The 15233-nt window shown below is 69.6% G+C and carries 15 protein-coding genes; 11 read left to right on the forward strand and 4 right to left on the reverse strand.

The features are described from left to right. Nucleotides 1-200 precede the first annotated feature (200 nt). The 7 genes from hemL (at nucleotide 201) to EET03_RS03055 (ending at nucleotide 7510) form a co-directional block, all read left to right on the forward strand. Nucleotides 201-1532 carry a glutamate-1-semialdehyde 2,1-aminomutase gene (hemL, locus tag EET03_RS03025; protein ID WP_075541056.1) on the forward strand — a complete coding sequence of 444 codons (1332 nt, stop codon included), beginning with the start codon at nucleotides 201-203 and terminating at the stop codon, nucleotides 1530-1532. Next, entirely contained in the window at nucleotides 1532-2140 is a 609-nt protein-coding gene (locus EET03_RS03030) for a histidine phosphatase family protein (RefSeq protein ID WP_075541055.1), read from the forward strand. Before hemL ends, EET03_RS03030 begins: the two co-directional genes overlap by 1 nt. A 2-nt stretch (nucleotides 2141-2142) precedes the next feature. Then, on the forward strand, nucleotides 2143-2745 hold the full coding sequence (locus EET03_RS03035) for a TlpA disulfide reductase family protein (RefSeq protein WP_075541054.1): 603 nt from the start codon (nucleotides 2143-2145) through the stop codon (nucleotides 2743-2745). Continuing rightward, nucleotides 2742-3506, forward strand: a complete 765-nt coding sequence (locus tag EET03_RS03040) for a cytochrome c biogenesis CcdA family protein (RefSeq protein ID WP_099193944.1) — start codon at nucleotides 2742-2744, stop codon at nucleotides 3504-3506. Before EET03_RS03035 ends, EET03_RS03040 begins: the two co-directional genes overlap by 4 nt. Before the next feature lie 113 nt (nucleotides 3507-3619). Further along, nucleotides 3620-5200 carry a cytochrome c biogenesis protein ResB gene (gene resB, locus EET03_RS03045; RefSeq protein ID WP_075541059.1) on the forward strand — a complete coding sequence of 527 codons (1581 nt, stop codon included), beginning with the start codon at nucleotides 3620-3622 and terminating at the stop codon, nucleotides 5198-5200. Beyond that, the gene (ccsB, locus tag EET03_RS03050) at nucleotides 5197-6171 is read left to right on the forward strand and encodes a c-type cytochrome biogenesis protein CcsB (RefSeq protein ID WP_063471034.1); all 975 of its coding nucleotides are present in this window, start codon (nucleotides 5197-5199) and stop codon (nucleotides 6169-6171) included. Before resB ends, ccsB begins: the two co-directional genes overlap by 4 nt. 49 nt (nucleotides 6172-6220) lie before the next feature. After that, nucleotides 6221-7510, forward strand: coding sequence for a MinD/ParA family ATP-binding protein (locus EET03_RS03055; RefSeq protein WP_082274426.1), 1290 nt, complete (start codon nucleotides 6221-6223; stop codon nucleotides 7508-7510). Between the two features lie 16 nt (nucleotides 7511-7526). Here the strand turns inward: EET03_RS03055 and EET03_RS03060 are convergent, their stop codons facing one another. Continuing rightward, on the reverse strand, nucleotides 7527-7673 hold the full coding sequence (locus EET03_RS03060; RefSeq protein ID WP_089025030.1) for a hypothetical protein: 147 nt from the start codon (nucleotides 7671-7673) through the stop codon (nucleotides 7527-7529). Nucleotides 7674-7719: 46 nt separating this feature from the next. Between EET03_RS03060 and EET03_RS03065 the strand changes: the two genes are divergently transcribed. Beyond that, the gene (locus tag EET03_RS03065; RefSeq protein WP_075541051.1) at nucleotides 7720-8079 is read left to right on the forward strand and encodes a DUF4229 domain-containing protein; all 360 of its coding nucleotides are present in this window, start codon (nucleotides 7720-7722) and stop codon (nucleotides 8077-8079) included. Nucleotides 8080-8087: 8 nt separating this feature from the next. Here the strand turns inward: EET03_RS03065 and EET03_RS03070 are convergent, their stop codons facing one another. Both EET03_RS03070 and EET03_RS03075 read right to left on the reverse strand, forming a co-directional pair. Further along, entirely contained in the window at nucleotides 8088-9104 is a 1017-nt protein-coding gene (locus tag EET03_RS03070; protein ID WP_099193945.1) for a beta-ketoacyl-ACP synthase III, read from the reverse strand. 115 nt (nucleotides 9105-9219) lie between these two features. Beyond that, on the reverse strand, nucleotides 9220-10092 hold the full coding sequence (locus EET03_RS03075; RefSeq protein ID WP_075541058.1) for a 1,4-dihydroxy-2-naphthoate polyprenyltransferase: 873 nt from the start codon (nucleotides 10090-10092) through the stop codon (nucleotides 9220-9222). A gap of 63 nt (nucleotides 10093-10155) precedes the next feature. On the opposite strand from EET03_RS03075, the gene EET03_RS03080 reads away from it, so the two are divergent. Together EET03_RS03080 and EET03_RS03085 are read left to right on the forward strand one after the other, a co-directional pair. Then, the gene (locus EET03_RS03080; protein WP_208648983.1) at nucleotides 10156-10932 is read left to right on the forward strand and encodes an S-methyl-5'-thioadenosine phosphorylase; all 777 of its coding nucleotides are present in this window, start codon (nucleotides 10156-10158) and stop codon (nucleotides 10930-10932) included. Continuing rightward, on the forward strand, nucleotides 10929-11969 hold the full coding sequence (locus EET03_RS03085) for an NAD-dependent epimerase/dehydratase family protein (protein WP_075541049.1): 1041 nt from the start codon (nucleotides 10929-10931) through the stop codon (nucleotides 11967-11969). The genes EET03_RS03080 and EET03_RS03085 overlap by 4 nt, the downstream gene beginning before the upstream one ends. Nucleotides 11970-11972: 3 nt before the next feature. On the opposite strand, the gene EET03_RS03090 is transcribed toward EET03_RS03085, so the two are convergent. Beyond that, on the reverse strand, nucleotides 11973-13562 hold the full coding sequence (locus tag EET03_RS03090) for a DUF7937 domain-containing protein (protein ID WP_099194315.1): 1590 nt from the start codon (nucleotides 13560-13562) through the stop codon (nucleotides 11973-11975). Between the two features lie 313 nt (nucleotides 13563-13875). On the opposite strand from EET03_RS03090, the gene EET03_RS03095 reads away from it, so the two are divergent. Further along, nucleotides 13876-15233: DUF7159 family protein (locus tag EET03_RS03095; RefSeq protein ID WP_122508720.1), on the forward strand; the 1358-nt coding region annotated here is incomplete at its 3' end.

Below are 15233 nucleotides of genomic sequence, written 5' to 3' on the forward strand. Positions count from 1 at the left end.
CCTACACACCCGTCCTCCGGCAAGCCGACCTCCCCCCCGACACCCGAGTCCCCTGGTGGGGAAACCGAACCCTACGCTACGAATTCAGCTGAAAAGTTGCGTCGAATCTCCTGCGTGGAAATCCGCGTTAGGGACTGCGGCGGGTAGAACTCTTACACCCTGTAGTTGAAAGGGCCGCGGCGGCTGGGACACTAGTCGTCATGAGCAGCACGGACCAGGCGACCGCGCAGACGCACGTCTCCGCGCAGCTGTTCGCCGACGCCTGCACGGTCATCCCCGGCGGGGTGAACTCCCCGGTGCGCGCGTTCACGGCCGTCGGCGGCACCCCGCGGTTCATCACCGAAGCGCACGGCTGCCGGCTTACCGACGCCGACGGCAACCGCTACGTCGACCTGGTCTGCTCGTGGGGCCCGATGATCCTCGGTCATGCCCATCCGGCCGTCGTCGACGCCGTCGCCCGGGCCGCCGCCAACGGCCTGTCGTTCGGTGCACCCACGCGGGCCGAGACCGAGCTGGCCGCCGAGATCGTCGGGCGGGTGGCGCCCGTCGAGCGGATACGGCTGGTCAATTCCGGCACCGAGGCCACCATGAGCGCGGTCCGGCTGGCGCGCGGGTACACCGGCCGGGCCAAGATCATCAAGTTCTCCGGCTGCTACCACGGCCACGTCGACGCGCTGCTGGCCGATGCCGGCTCGGGCGTGGCCACCCTCGGCCTGCCGTCCTCGCCGGGTGTCACCGGCGCCGCGGCGGCCGACACCATCGTGTTGCCCTACAACGACGTCGACGCCGTTCAGGAGAGTTTTGCGCGTTACGGCGAGCAGATCGCCGCGGTGATCACCGAGGCCAGCCCGGGCAATATGGGCGTCGTCCCGCCCGGTCCCGGCTACAACGCCGCGCTGCGCTCGATCACCGCCGAACACGGCGCGCTGCTGATCGTCGATGAGGTGATGACGGGGTTTCGGGTCAGCCGTAGTGGCTGGTACGGCCTGGATCCGGTGGCCGCCGACCTGTTCACCTTCGGCAAGGTGATGAGCGGCGGGCTGCCCGCAGCCGCGTTCGGCGGCCGGGCCGCGGTGATGGAGCGACTGGCGCCGCTCGGGCCGGTGTATCAAGCCGGGACGCTGTCGGGCAACCCGGTGGCCATGGCCGCTGGCCTGGCCACCCTGCGCGCCGCCGACGACGCGGTGTACGCGGCGCTGGACGCCAATGCCGACCGATTGGCAGCGCTGCTGACTGAGGCGCTGACGGACGCCGGGGTGCCGCACCAGATTCCCCGCGCCGGCAACATGCTCAGCGTGTTCTTCACCGACCGGACGGTCACCGACTTCGCGTCGGCACGAGCCAGCCAGACCTGGCGTTATGCCCCGTTCTTCCACGCCCTGCTGGACGCGGGCGTCTACCCGCCGTGCAGCGCGTTCGAGGCGTGGTTCGTCTCGGCCGCCCTCGATGACGCCGCGTTCGGGCGGATCGCCGACGCGCTGCCTAGTGCGGCCCGTCGGGCCGCCAACGCCGCCCGAGAGGACAGAGCCTGATGGCCGAAGAAACCCGGGTGCACGTGGTGCGCCACGGCGAGGTGCACAACCCCAGCGGGGTTCTCTACGGCCGGTTGCCCGGCTTCCAGCTGTCGGACGCCGGCCGAGCGCAGGCGCTCGCGGTCGCCGACTTCCTGGCCGGCCGCGACGTCGTCGCGGTGATCGCCTCGCCGCTGCAACGCGCCCAGGAGACCGCCGCGCCCATCGCCGCCCGCCACGAGCTGCCGGTGGACACCGACCATGACCTGATCGAATCGGCGAACTTCTTCGAAGGCCGGCGCGTCGGCCTCGGTGACGGCGCGTGGCGCGACCTGCGGGTGTGGTGGCAGCTGCGCAACCCGTTCACGCCCTCGTGGGGCGAGCCGTACACCCAGGTCGCGCAACGGATGTCGACCGCGGTGGACAAGGCGCGGGCGCGCGCCGCCGGCCACGAGGTGGTGTGCGTCAGCCACCAGCTGCCGGTGTGGACGCTGCGACTGCACGTGACCGGTAGGCGGTTGTGGCACGACCCGCGGCGCCGCGAGTGCTCGCTGGCGTCGGTGACCTCCCTGGTTTATGACGGCGACCGCCTGGTCGACGTGGTGTACTCCGAACCGGCAGGCTGCTGAGCATGCGGCGGCTCGCGATTGCCCTGACGGCGGCAGCCGTGTTGACCGGCTGTTCCGGGCGCGATGCCGTCGCCCAGGGCGGCACCTTCGAATTCGTCTCCCCCGGCGGCAAGACCGACATCTTCTACGACCCGCCGGCCAGCCGTGGCCGTCCGGGGCCGCTGTCCGGGCCGGACCTGCGCGACCCGGCGCGCACGCTGACCCTCGACGATTTCGCCGGGCAGGTCGTCGTCGTCAACGTGTGGGGCCAGTGGTGCGGACCCTGCCGGGCCGAGGTCAGCCAACTGCAGCGGGTGTACGACGCCACCCACGGCTCCGGGGTGTCCTTTCTCGGCATCGACGTGCGCGACAACAGTCGCGACGCCGCACTGGATTTCGTCAACGACCGGCACGTCACGTTCCCGTCCATCTACGACCCGGCGATGCGCACCCTGATCGCGTTCGGTGGCAAATACCCCACCACCGTCATTCCGTCCACGCTGGTGCTCGATCGCCAGCATCGGGTCGCGGCGGTGTTCCTGCGCGAGTTGCTGGCCGAGGATCTGCAGCCGGTGGTGCAGCGGGTAGCGGCCGAGGAACCGTCGAGCCCGCCGGGACGGCAATGACCGCTTTCACCGAGATCGCCGCCGCCGGGCCGCTGCTGCTGGCGCTGGGCGTGTGCGTGCTGGCCGGGCTGGTGTCGTTCGCTTCGCCCTGCGTGGTGCCGTTGGTGCCGGGCTACCTTTCCTATCTGGCGGGCGTGGTCGGCGTCAACGAGCAGCCACGGCCGCAGCCCGCGGCCCGGTGGCGGATCGCGGGGTCGGCGGCGTTGTTCGTCGCCGGGTTCACCACGGTGTTCGTCCTGGGCACGGTCGCGGTGCTGGGCATGACGACCACGCTGATCAGTAACCAGGTGCTGCTGCAGCGGGTGGGCGGGGTGTTGACCGTCGTGATGGGGTTGGTGTTCGTGGGCCTGATCCCGGCCCTGCAGCGTCAGGTCAAGTTCAGCCCGCGGCTGCTGACGACGGTGGCCGGGGCACCGCTGCTCGGCGCGGTGTTCGCGCTCGGGTGGACGCCGTGCCTGGGGCCGACGCTGACCGGGGTGATTGCGGTTGCTTCGGCTACCGACGGCGCCAGCGTGGCCCGCGGGATCGTCCTGGTGATCGCCTACTGCCTGGGGCTGGGCATCCCGTTCGTGCTGCTGGCGTTCGGTTCGGCGGGGGCGGTCGCGGGCCTGGGCTGGCTGCGCCGGCACACCAGGGCCATTCAGGTCTTCGGCGGCGTGCTGCTGATCGCCGTCGGCCTGGCGCTGGTCACCGGGGTCTGGAACGACGTGGTCTCCTGGCTGCGCGACGCCGTCGTGTCCGACGTGAGGCTGCCGATTTGAGGGGGCGAGCAGGGGCGCGAGCAGTCGCAAAAGCCCCCCAAAACCAGTGGTTTTGGGGGCTTTTGCGACTGCTCGCGGGGAAAGCGCGCAACACCTGGCGGTCGCTGACGTCGATGGGCACCGCGCTGGTGCTGCTGTTTCTGCTCGCGCTCGGGGCGATACCGGGAGCGCTGCTGCCGCAGCGCAGCCTCAACGCCGGCAAGGTCGACGACTACCTGCGCACCCACCCCATGATCGGCCCGTGGCTCAACGAGCTGCAGGCCTTCGACGTGTTCTCCAGCTTCTGGTTCACCGCCGTCTACGTGCTGCTGTTCGTGTCCCTGGTGGGCTGCCTGACCCCGCGGATGATCGAGCACGCCCGCAGCCTGCGGGCCACACCGGTCGCCGCGCCACGCAACCTGGCCCGGCTGCCCAAGCACGCCGGCTCCCAGGCCCGGCTCACCGATCCGGCCGACCCGGACACGCTGGCCACGACGATCGCGGCGAGGCTACGGGGCTGGCGCAGGATCGTACGGCACCCAGACGGCACCTACGAGGTCTCCGCCGAGAAGGGCTACCTGCGCGAATTCGGCAACATCGTCTTCCATTTCTCGCTGCTGGGTCTGCTGGTCGCGGTGGCCGTCGGCAAGCTCTTCGGCTACGAGGGCAACGTCATCGTCATCGCCGACGGCGGTCCCGGCTTCTGCTCGGCCTCGCCGGCGGCGTTCGACTCGTTCCGCGCCGGCAACACCGTCGACGGCACGTCGCTGCACCCGATCTGCATCCGGGTCAACGACTTCGCGGCCCACTACCTGCCGTCCGGGCAGGCCACCTCGTTTGCCGCCGACATCGACTACCAGGCGGACCCGGGCAGCCATGACCCGTCGGCCAACACCTGGCGACCCTACCGGCTGGAGGTCAACCATCCGCTGCGGGTCGGCGGGGACCGGGTATATCTGCAGGGCCACGGCTACGCGCCCAGCTTCACCGTGACCTTCCCCGACGGGCAGACCCGCACGTCGACCGTGCAATGGCGACCCGACAACCCGCAGACCCTGCTGTCGTCGGGGGTGGTGCGCATCGACCCGCCGGCCGGCAGCTATCCCACCGCCGAAGAACGCCGTCGGCACCAAATCGCGATCCAGGGCCTGCTGGCACCAACCGAGCAGCTGGACGGCACCCTGTTGTCGTCGCGTTTCCCGGCGCTGGATGCCCCCGCGGTGGCCATCGACATCTACCGCGGCGACACCGGCCTGGACACCGGGCGACCGCAGTCGCTGTTCAGCCTGGATCCCCGGCTGATCGAACAGGGCCGGCTCACCAAGGAAAAGCGGGTCAACCTGCGCGCCGGTGAACAGATACGCCTCGATCAAGACGGCACCACTGTCCGTTTCGACGGCGCCGTGCCCTTCGTCAACCTGCAGGTCTCCCACGACCCCGGCCAAACCTGGGTGCTGGTGTTCGCCGTCACGATGATGGCCGGGCTGCTGGTATCGCTGCTGGTGCGCCGGCGCCGGGTCTGGGTCCGGATTACGCCGGCCACCGATACCCCCGGTACGGTGAACGTCGAGCTGGGCGGCCTGGCACGGACCGACAACTCCGGCTGGGGTGACGAGTTCGAGCGGCTGACCGAGCGATTGCTGGCCGGGTTCGGCGAATCGGCGGCCCCGATGCCCGCAGCATCCCGAAGGAGCCCTCAGGTGCACGTCAGATGAACACCGCGCACATCAACATCGGCCTGGCCCGGTACTCCGACTGGGCGTTCACCTCAGCCGTGGTGGCCCTGGTGGTGGCGCTGCTGCTGCTGTCCTTCGAGCTGGCCTACGTCCGCGGCCGCAAACTCGAACCGGTCGCGGTGGCCGCCGGATCGGTCGCCGTCGACAGCACCACCCCGGGCATCGTGGCCGACGGTCCGCGGCGGCCGTTCGACGAACGCGTCGGGAGAGCCGGGCTGGCCGTGCTCTACCTCGGCATCGGGCTGCTGGGTGCTTGCATCGTGCTGCGGGGCCTGGCCACCATGCGGGTGCCGTGGGGCAACATGTACGAGTTCATCAACCTGACCTGCATGTCCGGGCTGGTCGCCGGCGCGGTGGTGCTGCGTCGCCCGCAGAACCGGCCGCTGTGGGTCTTCCTGCTGCTCCCGGTTCTGATCCTGCTGACGGTGTCCGGACGCTGGCTGTACGCCAATGCCGCCCCGGTGATGCCGGCACTGCAGTCGTACTGGTTGCCCATTCACGTCTCGGTGGTCAGTCTGGGTTCGGGTGTGTTCCTGGTCGCCGGCATCGCCAGCATCCTGTTCTTACTGCGGACCTCGCGGCTGGGTGAGCCCGCAACCGAAGGGGCGTTGGCCCGCCTCGTGCAGCGGTTCCCCGATGCCCAAACCCTGGACCGGATCGCCTACCGGACCACGATCTTCGCCTTCCCGGTGTTCGGTTTCGGGGTCATCTTCGGGGCCATCTGGGCCGAGGAAGCCTGGGGCCGCTACTGGGGCTGGGACCCCAAGGAAACGGTGTCCTTCGTCGCGTGGGTGGTCTACGCGGCCTACCTCCATGCCAGGTCAACCGCGGGCTGGCGGGACCGGAAGGCGGCCTGGGTCAACGTCGTCGGGTTCGTGGCCATGGTCTTCAACCTGTTCTTCGTTAACCTGGTTACCGTCGGTTTGCACTCCTATGCTGGTGTGGGGTGACCAGGCAGCGGGTACAAAAACTGAGTAACGCGACGAGGGGACGTACAACGTGTCTGACCATCCGACGGAGGGTGTGGGGGCGCCACTGGGACAGGAACGCCAAGACCAGGATCGCCCGACGACACAGTTGCCGGCCAGCGAGACGGGCGGCGACTCCAGCGAGGCGCCGACCCGGGCCTTCGCCGGATTCCGCGCCGAGCGACGCTTCTCCGAATCGGAGACGCACATCGTGCCCCCGCCGCCGACCCGCGCCGAACCGCGCGCGTGGGCGGCCACCACGCCGGCCAAGGGGTTGCCGACCATCTCCGATCCACAGCCCTACAGCTATTTCGGCGGGCAGCCGGCCGACACCTCGGTAGAGACCGCGCAGCGACCGGCGGGCACGCCGTCGACGCGTTATCCGGAATTGTCCACGAGCACGCTGTTGCGGCAGGTCAAACCGCCGCCGTCGGAGGGCTGGCGCCGCTGGCTCTACATGGTGTCCGGCAAGCTGATCAACCTGGGGGAAAGCCCACGGGTCAACCGATACAACGACTTGGTGGTTGCGGTGAACCGGCCGTTGCGCGGTTGCTATCGGATCGCGCTGCTCTCACTGAAGGGCGGCGTCGGCAAGACCACCATCACCGCCACCCTGGGCGGCACCTTCGCCTCGATCCGCGGGGACCGGGTGGTGGCGGTCGACGCCAACCCGGACCGCGGAACGCTGAGCCAGAAGGTGCCGGTGGAGACGCCGGCCACGGTGCGCCATCTGCTGCGTGACGCCGACGGCATCGAGCGCTACAGCGATGTCCGCAGCTACACCTCGGTGGGCCCCAGCAGGCTGGAAGTGCTGGCCTCGGAAACCGATCCGGCGGTGTCGGAGGCGTTCAGCGCCGACGATTATGCTCGCACCCTCGAGATCCTCGAGCGGTTCTACGGCTTGGTGCTCACCGACTGCGGCACCGGGCTGCTGCATTCGGCGATGTCGGCGGTGTTGGCCAAGGCCGACGTGCTGATCGTGGTCAGCTCGGCATCCATCGATGGCGCCCGCAGCGCCTCGGCAACGCTGGACTGGCTGGATGCGCACGGGTACGACGAGCTGGTACGCGGATCGATCGCGGTGATCAACGCCGTCCGGCCGCGGTCCGGCAAGGTCGACATGCAGAAGGTGGTCGATCACTTCTCGCGGCGGTGCCGCGCCGTGCGGCTGGTGCCGTTCGACCCGCATCTCGAAGAGGGCGCCGAGATCCGCTTCGAGCGGTTGAAGCGGGAGACTCGCGAGGCGCTGATGGAGTTGGCCGCCGTTGTCGCCGAAGGGTTTCCCAACGATCAGCGGCGAACCAACCCGGCGTTCATCTAGGTCGACCGGGCGCCGGTTAGCCTTGTCCCAACCGGCGCAAGAACTCTGGGTCGTCGTCGGGTCCGATAACGCGAGTCTTGGGCCGGCTTGTCTGCGACCGTGCCGCACGCCAGCCGATGTAGATCAGCGTCCCCAATACCAGGACGACGAGCAGGTAAAGCACTCGACACCTCCTGCGAGCGAATATACCCGCGCCGTAGGCTCAGGCTGTGTCAGCAGCGCCTAACGGCACCAGCGCCGAGAAAACCACCGAGCACCGCGGCGTCGTCGACGTGGCGCTCTACGCTTCGGCCCGGTTGCTGCTCGCGGTCGTGGTCACCGGGGCGATCTACGGGGTGGCGCGGCTGGCCGGCATCGCCGAGTTCCCGGTTGTCGTCGCCGCGCTGTTCGGTCTGACCATTGCGATGCCGTTGGGTATGTGGATGTTCACTCCGCTGCGCCGGCGGGCCACTGCCGCCCTGGCGGTGGCGGGGGAGCGCAGGCGCGCCGAACGCGAACGGCTGCGGGCCCGGCTGCGGGGTGAGAATCCCGACGATCCGAACTCCGACCAGCGTGCCGGCGAAAGCTGAAATCTCGCTTATCCCTTCGGCGCCTTAGGCATTCGGACCACTTGCGCGGCATAGCTGAGGCCGGCGCCGTAACCGATCAACAACGCCAGGTCGCCCGGCTTGGCAGTCCCGGTCGCCAGCAGTTCGGCCATCGCCAGCGGAATGGACGCCGCCGAGGTGTTCCCGGTGTGCTCGATGTCGTTGGCCACCACCGCATCCGGCCGCAGTTGCAGGGTCTTGGCGAGCAGTTCGTTGATCCGGCTGTTGGCTTGGTGCGGGATGAACACGTCGATCTCGTCGGGAGCTACCCCCGCCGCGTCCAGCGCCCGCTGACCGACTTTGCCCATCTCGAAAGCCGCCCACCGAAAGACGGCGGTACCTTCCAAGCGCAGGAACGGTCGTGGCCCGGTTGGGTTCTCCGCGTGGGTGATCCAGTCGATGTCCTGCCGTATCGCCGTTGCCTGTTCGCCGTCACTGCCCCAGACGGTTGGTCCGATGCCTTGCATCGGCGTCTGCCCGACCACCACCGCGGCGGCGCCGTCGGCGAAGATGAAGCAGTTGCTCCGGTCCTGCATGTCAACCGTGGGGGACAGTTTCTCGGTGCCGATCACCAGCACCGTGCCGGCGCTGCCGCCCCGGATCATGTCGGCCGCGACCCCCACCGCGTAGCCGAACCCGGCGCATCCGGCTGAGATGTCGAATGCCGGAACGTCTTGGGCGCCCAACGCCGCGGCGACGATCGGGGCACACGCCGGGGTCTGCAGAAAGTGGGTGCTGGTGGCGACGATCACGCCGTCGACGTCGCTGCCCTCGAGGCCGGCACTGGCGATCGCTTGCCTACTGGCGTCGATCGCCATCGATGCGGCGGATTCCTCGGCGGCGGCGAACCGGCGGGTCTTGATACCGGTTCGGGTGTAGATCCATTCATCGGATGAGTCGATGTTCTGGCATATCTCGTCGTTGGTGACCACCCGTGCGGGGCGGTACGCCCCGACGCTGAGCAACCCCACGCTCGTGGTCCCGGCGGCTGTGGCGATCTTCGTCATACCCGTCCTCGATAGCTGTTATCCACACCTCGAGTGTGCGCCCAGGGTCGCGCGGCGCCAACAGCGCCCGCCCTGAATGCCCAGCCTGAATGCCCGGCAGGTCCGGCACGCACACTCACCCGGCCACCGTCAACGCCACGGCCACCGCAACCGCCCACACCAGCATCGCCAGCCCGGTATCACGCAGCACCGGGATCAGCTCGGGCCCGCGGCGGCCGGATCGCACCGGCGCGGCCGCACGCAGGGCCAGCGGCGTGGCCACCATACCGACGGCACACCACGGCGTCGCGATCGTCAACAGCAGCGTCAACGCCCCCGCCGTGACCAGCAGCCCCTGGTAGAGGACTCGGGTGCGGGCATCGCCCAACCGCACCGCCAGGGTGATCTTGTTCGACACCGTGTCGGTCGGGATGTCGCGCAGGTTGTTGGCCACCAGCACCGACGAGGACAGCGCTCCCGTCGCGACGGCCAGCACCAGCCCCACCCAGTCGACCCGCAAGGCCTGGGTGTACTGGGTGCCGAGCACCGCGATCAGGCCGAAGAACACGAACACCGCCAGCTCGCCGAAACCGGAGTAGCCGTAGGGTTTCGCCCCGCCCGTGTACAGCCACGCCCCGGCGATGCAGGCGGCGCCGACGGCGATCAGCCACGGCTGGCTCGCCAGCGCCAGCACCAGCCCGGCCGCCGCGGCGACCGAGAGGCTCACCATCGCCGCGGTCAGCACCGAGCGGGGGGCCGCCAACCGTGAGCCGACCAGCCGCACCGGGCCGGCCCGCTGGTCGTCGGTGCCGCGGATGCCGTCGGAATAGTCGTTGGCGTAGTTGACGCCGACGGTCAGCGCGACGGCGACAACCAGCGCCAGCAGCGCCTTCCACCACACGGCGGCGTGCAGCCAGGCCGCGGCGCCGGTGCCCGCGACGACGGGCGCCACCGCGTTCGGCAGGGTGCGCGGGCGAGCGCCGGCGATCCACTGCGTAAAACTGGCCACCAAGGCATCCTGCCGGTGTCGCGCACCCGCGATCAACTTCCGGGCATAGACAACAATGAGCGGATGCTCGCAGTGATCGGCGGTACCGGCTTCTACACCTTCTTCGGTCCCGATGCGCGCACCGTCGAACCGGAAACCCCCTACGGTCGGCCCAGCGGCGCGATCACCATCGGCACCGTCGGAGGCCACGACGTCGCGTTCCTGCCCCGACACGGCGTCCACCACCAGTATTCGGCGCACACCGTGCCCTACCGGGCCAACATGTGGGCGCTGCGCGCTCTCGGCGTGCGCCGGGTGTTCGCCCCGTGCGCCGTGGGTAGCCTGACCTCCCGGCTCGGGCCCGGCGCGGTGGTGGTGCCCGACCAGTTGGTCGATCGCACCCGCGGCCGGGCCGACACCTACTTCGACTCCGGCGGGGTGCACGCCACCTTCGCCGATCCGTACTGTCCGACGCTGCGCGGCGCGGTAACCGGGTTACCCGATGTGGTCGACGGCGGCACGCTGGTGGTGATCCAGGGCCCGCGGTTTTCCACCCGCGCGGAAAGCCAGTGGTTTGCCGCCGCGGGGTTCAACCTGGTCAACATGACCGGCTATCCGGAGGCAATCCTCGCTCGTGAGCTCGAATTATGCTATGCAGCAATCGCTTTGGTGACCGATATCGACGCGGGTGTCGATGCCGGTGAGGGTGTGAAAGCGGCCAACGTGTTCGCCAGCTTCGGAGAGAACATCGAGATGCTCAAGGAGCTGGTGCGCGCGGCGATCGGCCGGGCCGCCGCGGAGCGCACCTGCACCTTGTGCCGGCTTCATGCCGGTGTCTCGTTGCCGTTCGAGCTGCCGTGAAGGTGCTGCTGACCGGTGCGGCCGGTTTCATCGGATCCCGGGTGGCCGTCGCGCTGAGCGCCGCCGGCCATGAGGTGGTCGGCGTCGACGCCCTGCTGCCGGCCGCGCACGGGCCCGACGCTCAGTTACCGCCGGGGTGTCACCGAGTGGACGTCCGTGATGGCGACGCCCTGGCGCCGCTGTTGGCCGGGGTTGACCTGGTGTGTCACCAGGCGGCGATGGTGGGTGCCGGGGTAGACGCCGCCGACGCGCCCGAATACGGCGCCCACAACGACCTGGCCACCACGGTGCTGCTGGCCCAGATGTTCGCCGCCGGGGTACGCCGCCTGGTGCTGGCGTCGTCGATGGTGGTCTACGGGCAGGGCCGCTACCACTGTGGCCGGCACGGATTGGTCGACCCGCTGCCGCGGCGGCGGGCCGATCTGGACGCCGGCGTCTTCGAGCACCGCTGCCCGGTCTGCGGGGACCCGGTCAGGTGGCGGCTGGTGGACGAAGCCGCCGCGGTGCGGCCGCGCAGCCTGTACGCGGCCAGCAAGGCGGCGCAGGAGCACTACGCGCTGGCGTGGTCGGAGTCGACGGGCGGCTCGGTCGTGGCCCTGCGCTACCACAACGTCTACGGTCCCGGCATGCCGCGCGACACCCCGTATTCCGGGGTCGCGGCGATCTTCCGCTCGTCGCTGGAAAAGGGGGAGCCGCCAAGGGTTTTCGAAGACGGCGGTCAGATGCGTGATTTCGTCCACGTCGACGACGTCGCCGCGGCCAACCTGGCAGCCGTGGATCTGACCGCGGCGGACCGCGGCGGGTTCACCGCCGCCAACGTCTGTTCGGGGCAGCCGATCTCGATCCTGGAGGTGGCCACCGTGTTGTGCGAGGCCCGGGGCGACTCGATGTCTCCCTTGATCACCGGGCAGTACCGCAGCGGCGATGTGCGCCACATCGTCGCCGATCCGGCGCGAGCCGCCGAGCTGCTGGGCTTCCGTGCGGCAGTGGCACCGGGCGACGGGTTGCGTGAGTTCGCGTTCGCGGCCCTGCGCTGACCGTTACTGCGAGTCGCCTGGCGGACGGTAGATCGTCGGGCGCACGGGCCCGGTCGCCTCGGCTGATCGGAAGATCCGGGGGGACGGCCCCGGCCCGGACAGGACGGTGGTGGGTGCGTCATGGCCCGCCTCCGGTGTCCGGAACTGGGCCGTCTCCGCTTCCGACGGCAACGCGGGCCGCCCGCCCGGTGGGGTGCGGCGCCGACCAGACCGGGGGCGTCGCGGATGTGGCCGCATTCGCCGCGGCGGGCGCTGCCGCCGGGCGATCAGGACGGCGGCGAGAATGCTCAGGGCCAGGCCGCACAGCGTCACGTCGAAGACGCTGCTGATCTGCTGGGCCAGGTTGTTGCCGTAGACCGGGTTCGCCGGGGCGCCGGGGGGTGTCGCAAATCGTGGCGCCAGGACGACGCCGACGATGACGCGAGAAACGCTGAGCGCGAACAGAAATCCGGACAGCGACGAGATCAGCCGGCCGGGCAGCGCATCGTTTGTCAGGTTGAGTCGAAGCCAGATCGCAAGCACCGCCGTGACCAGATCGAAGCCCGCCAGCGTCATGGTGTCATAGCGTGAATAGGGGTAATCCAACATCACCGCCGTGCTCAGGTCGGTCAGCCTCATCACCACCGAACCCAGGCACCACACGGCGATGAGTAGCAAGCCGTTTCGGGTCGCTGCGCGCCAGACGGCCTTGGCTATTGGCCGGCCGCCCGGGGGCCGCACCAAGGTCAGCGGCGCGAAGATGGCAGCGCCGGCCGCCCACGCCAGGAACCCCTCGTATCCGACGCCGGCCGTCGAGGTGTTCTGCGCGATGCCGTGGAATGCGTCGATTTCGCGGCCGACCGGCAGCACCCACACGATGACTCCCGCGACCAGCGCCGAGGCTCCCAGCGCAATCGTGGACAGCCGGTAGCCTTCGGTGCCCTTCAGCATCCACCGGGATGCAACCAGGACCGCAACCAGCGCGACAATGCCATAGACCACCGCCGTGTCGATCACGACGATGTTCTGCTTGCCGAACCCGGAGGCGGCGCCAGCGGGATGCAACGCGTATCGCACCCGCCAGACAAGGTTGAAACCCGCGCTGAGGGCGGCGCCGAACATCGACGCATAGCCGATGATTCGGGCACCCAGCAACCAGTTGCGGTGTTTGTCATCGTCGGCGATCGCGCCGGTGATCGACGGTTGCGCGCCGAGCACCGCGCCGGCGGTTCCCAGCCAGCCGCCCGGCCCGACACCGCCCGGCACGTTGACGGTGCCACCGAACCGGATCGTTTGGAACGCGTCGTAGACGACGAACGCCAACACCAGCAGCAGATACGGGGTGTTGAGGCCCAGACGCAGCCGGCCTGCCCGGCCGGGTTCGGGTTTACCCAGGTACGGCACGACGGCCGCGGTCAACGACAGCAGCGTCACCAGCAGCAGGACCCCGAATAAGATTCTGCTGCTGCCCGGAATCCGGAAGCCGAAATACAGATTCCACGGGAAGAACAGCGCGCTGACCACCAGCACACCGGCGGCCAGGTCCCGGTTGATGCTCCACCTTCGTAGCGAGTCCCGGGCCTGACCGGGCGGGGCCGGCGGCCGCGCACCCATGATCGGGCCGGTAGGCGTGTCGTCGCTGCTCAGGCTCACGATGCCTCCCTGGGATCGAGATCGGTTGCGGCTGCCTCGGGGTCGGCGCGGCGGCGAGGGAACCCCCTGCCGGGCGCTCGGCGTTGTTGGATTGCGAACATATCCTCCATTCGGACGACGTGGCAGGTGGCAGGGTTTCGAGTGTGACCCAGCCCTTCGGAAATCCAGTTACGCTGCGTTTGTCGCCTGAAAAGATGAATACTGCCGACCGTATCGCAGTCTAATGATGCCGGACATTGCTGGCCGTGGGGTCGCCAGCCGAAGGAGACCGTAAATGGACGTCGTGTTGGGGGTCGCGGTAGCGGGTCCGGTCGCGCGGTTGGCGCTTGTCGGGGCCGGCGCCGGGGGTGCCGCCGTGATCGACCAATCCTCGGTCGATGTGGCCGAAGAGCCCATCTCGGTGTTGACCGAGACGGTGGCCGGCACGGACCGATTGCTGGCCGACGAGGGCCACCGGCTGGTCGCCACCCGGCTGTGCTGGCCGGATCACGGCAAAGCCGACGAACTGCGGCAGGCCCTGGTCGATTCCGGGGTCCACGACGTTGAGGTACTGTCGGAGTCCGAGGCTGCCACCGCGCTGTTGGGCGCGCAGGGCTCGGACTCGGCTGTGTTGCTGGTCGGCGAGCAGGCGGCGAGTTTGTCGGTCGCCGGTGCCGGTGACGCGCCGCCCACCGTGCTGGCTGCCGCGCCGGTGGCGGGTGACGCCACGGCAACATTCGACACGCTGATGGCGCGGCTCGACGAGCAGTCGGGTGCTCCCGGTGAGGTTTTGCTGGTGGGTGCCTCTGCCGAGCAGACCTCGGTGCTGGCCGACCAGTTTCAGGCCGCCTCGACGATGCGGGTGCAGGTTGCCGACGATCCGACGTTCGCCCTGGCCCGCGGCGCGGCGTTGGTTGCCGGGGCGGCAGCGGGCGCGTCGGGTTCGACGATGGCGCAGCCGGTCGTGGCCGCAGACGCGACGACATTTCTGCCACCGGCCGCGGTGCCAGCGGGTGAGGCAACAGATGCCCAGCTGGCGTACTCGGAGGCCGGCGACTATGACGACTATGACGACTATGACGACGGCTATGGCGAGTACGGCGACTATGGCGACGACGAGGCGGCCGCATCGGGCCGTCCGCGGCTCAACTCCCGGTCGTTGCTGATCAGCAATGCCGTGGTGGCATTCATGATCATCGGATTCGCCTCGCTGGCGGTGGCGGTGGCGGTCGCCATCCGGCCGACCGCGGCGTCGCAGCCGGTCCAGGGTTACCAGAACGCGCAGCCGGGCAAGTTCATGCCGCTGTTGCCGACGGAACAGCAGGCACCGGTCCCACCGCCACCTGCCGACAACCCCACCGCAGGCTTCCAGGGAGGTACCGTCCCGGCCGTCCAGGGCGTGGTTCCTCGGCAGCAGACCCCGCCCGCGACGGGCGGGGAGCCGGTTGCACCTGCCCCGGCGCCTCCCGGTGTCGTGCCCGCACCCATTCCAATCCCGGTTCCGGTCATCATTCCGCCGTGGCCGGGTTGGTCACCGGGAGTGACGACTCCGCCGACGACCCCGCGCACCACGCCGCCGACGACCCCGCCCACCACGCCGCCGACGACTCCGCCGACGACGCCGCCCACCACGCCGCCGACGACCCCGCCCAC

It is taken from the genome of Mycobacterium innocens (assembly GCF_900566055.1).
GTDB classification, from domain to species: Bacteria; Actinomycetota; Actinomycetes; order Mycobacteriales; family Mycobacteriaceae; genus Mycobacterium; species Mycobacterium innocens.

Bases quoted from the DNA above. Each gene is read 5' to 3' on its own strand.
- EET03_RS03070 (WP_099193945.1), bottom strand. From the start codon at position 9,104: ATGACGAAGATCGCCACAGCCGCCGGGACCACGAGCGTGGGGTTGCTC.
- EET03_RS03035 (WP_075541054.1), top strand. From the start codon at position 2,143: ATGCGGCGGCTCGCGATTGCCCTGACGGCGGCAGCCGTGTTGACCGGC.
- EET03_RS03040 (WP_099193944.1), top strand. From the start codon at position 2,742: ATGACCGCTTTCACCGAGATCGCCGCCGCCGGGCCGCTGCTGCTGGCG.
- EET03_RS03080 (WP_208648983.1), top strand. From the start codon at position 10,156: ATGCTCGCAGTGATCGGCGGTACCGGCTTCTACACCTTCTTCGGTCCC.
- EET03_RS03030 (WP_075541055.1), top strand. From the start codon at position 1,532: ATGGCCGAAGAAACCCGGGTGCACGTGGTGCGCCACGGCGAGGTGCAC.
- resB (WP_075541059.1), top strand. From the start codon at position 3,620: ATGGGCACCGCGCTGGTGCTGCTGTTTCTGCTCGCGCTCGGGGCGATA.
- EET03_RS03090 (WP_099194315.1), bottom strand. From the start codon at position 13,562: ATGGGTGCGCGGCCGCCGGCCCCGCCCGGTCAGGCCCGGGACTCGCTA.
- hemL (WP_075541056.1), top strand. From the start codon at position 201: ATGAGCAGCACGGACCAGGCGACCGCGCAGACGCACGTCTCCGCGCAG.
- ccsB (WP_063471034.1), top strand. From the start codon at position 5,197: ATGAACACCGCGCACATCAACATCGGCCTGGCCCGGTACTCCGACTGG.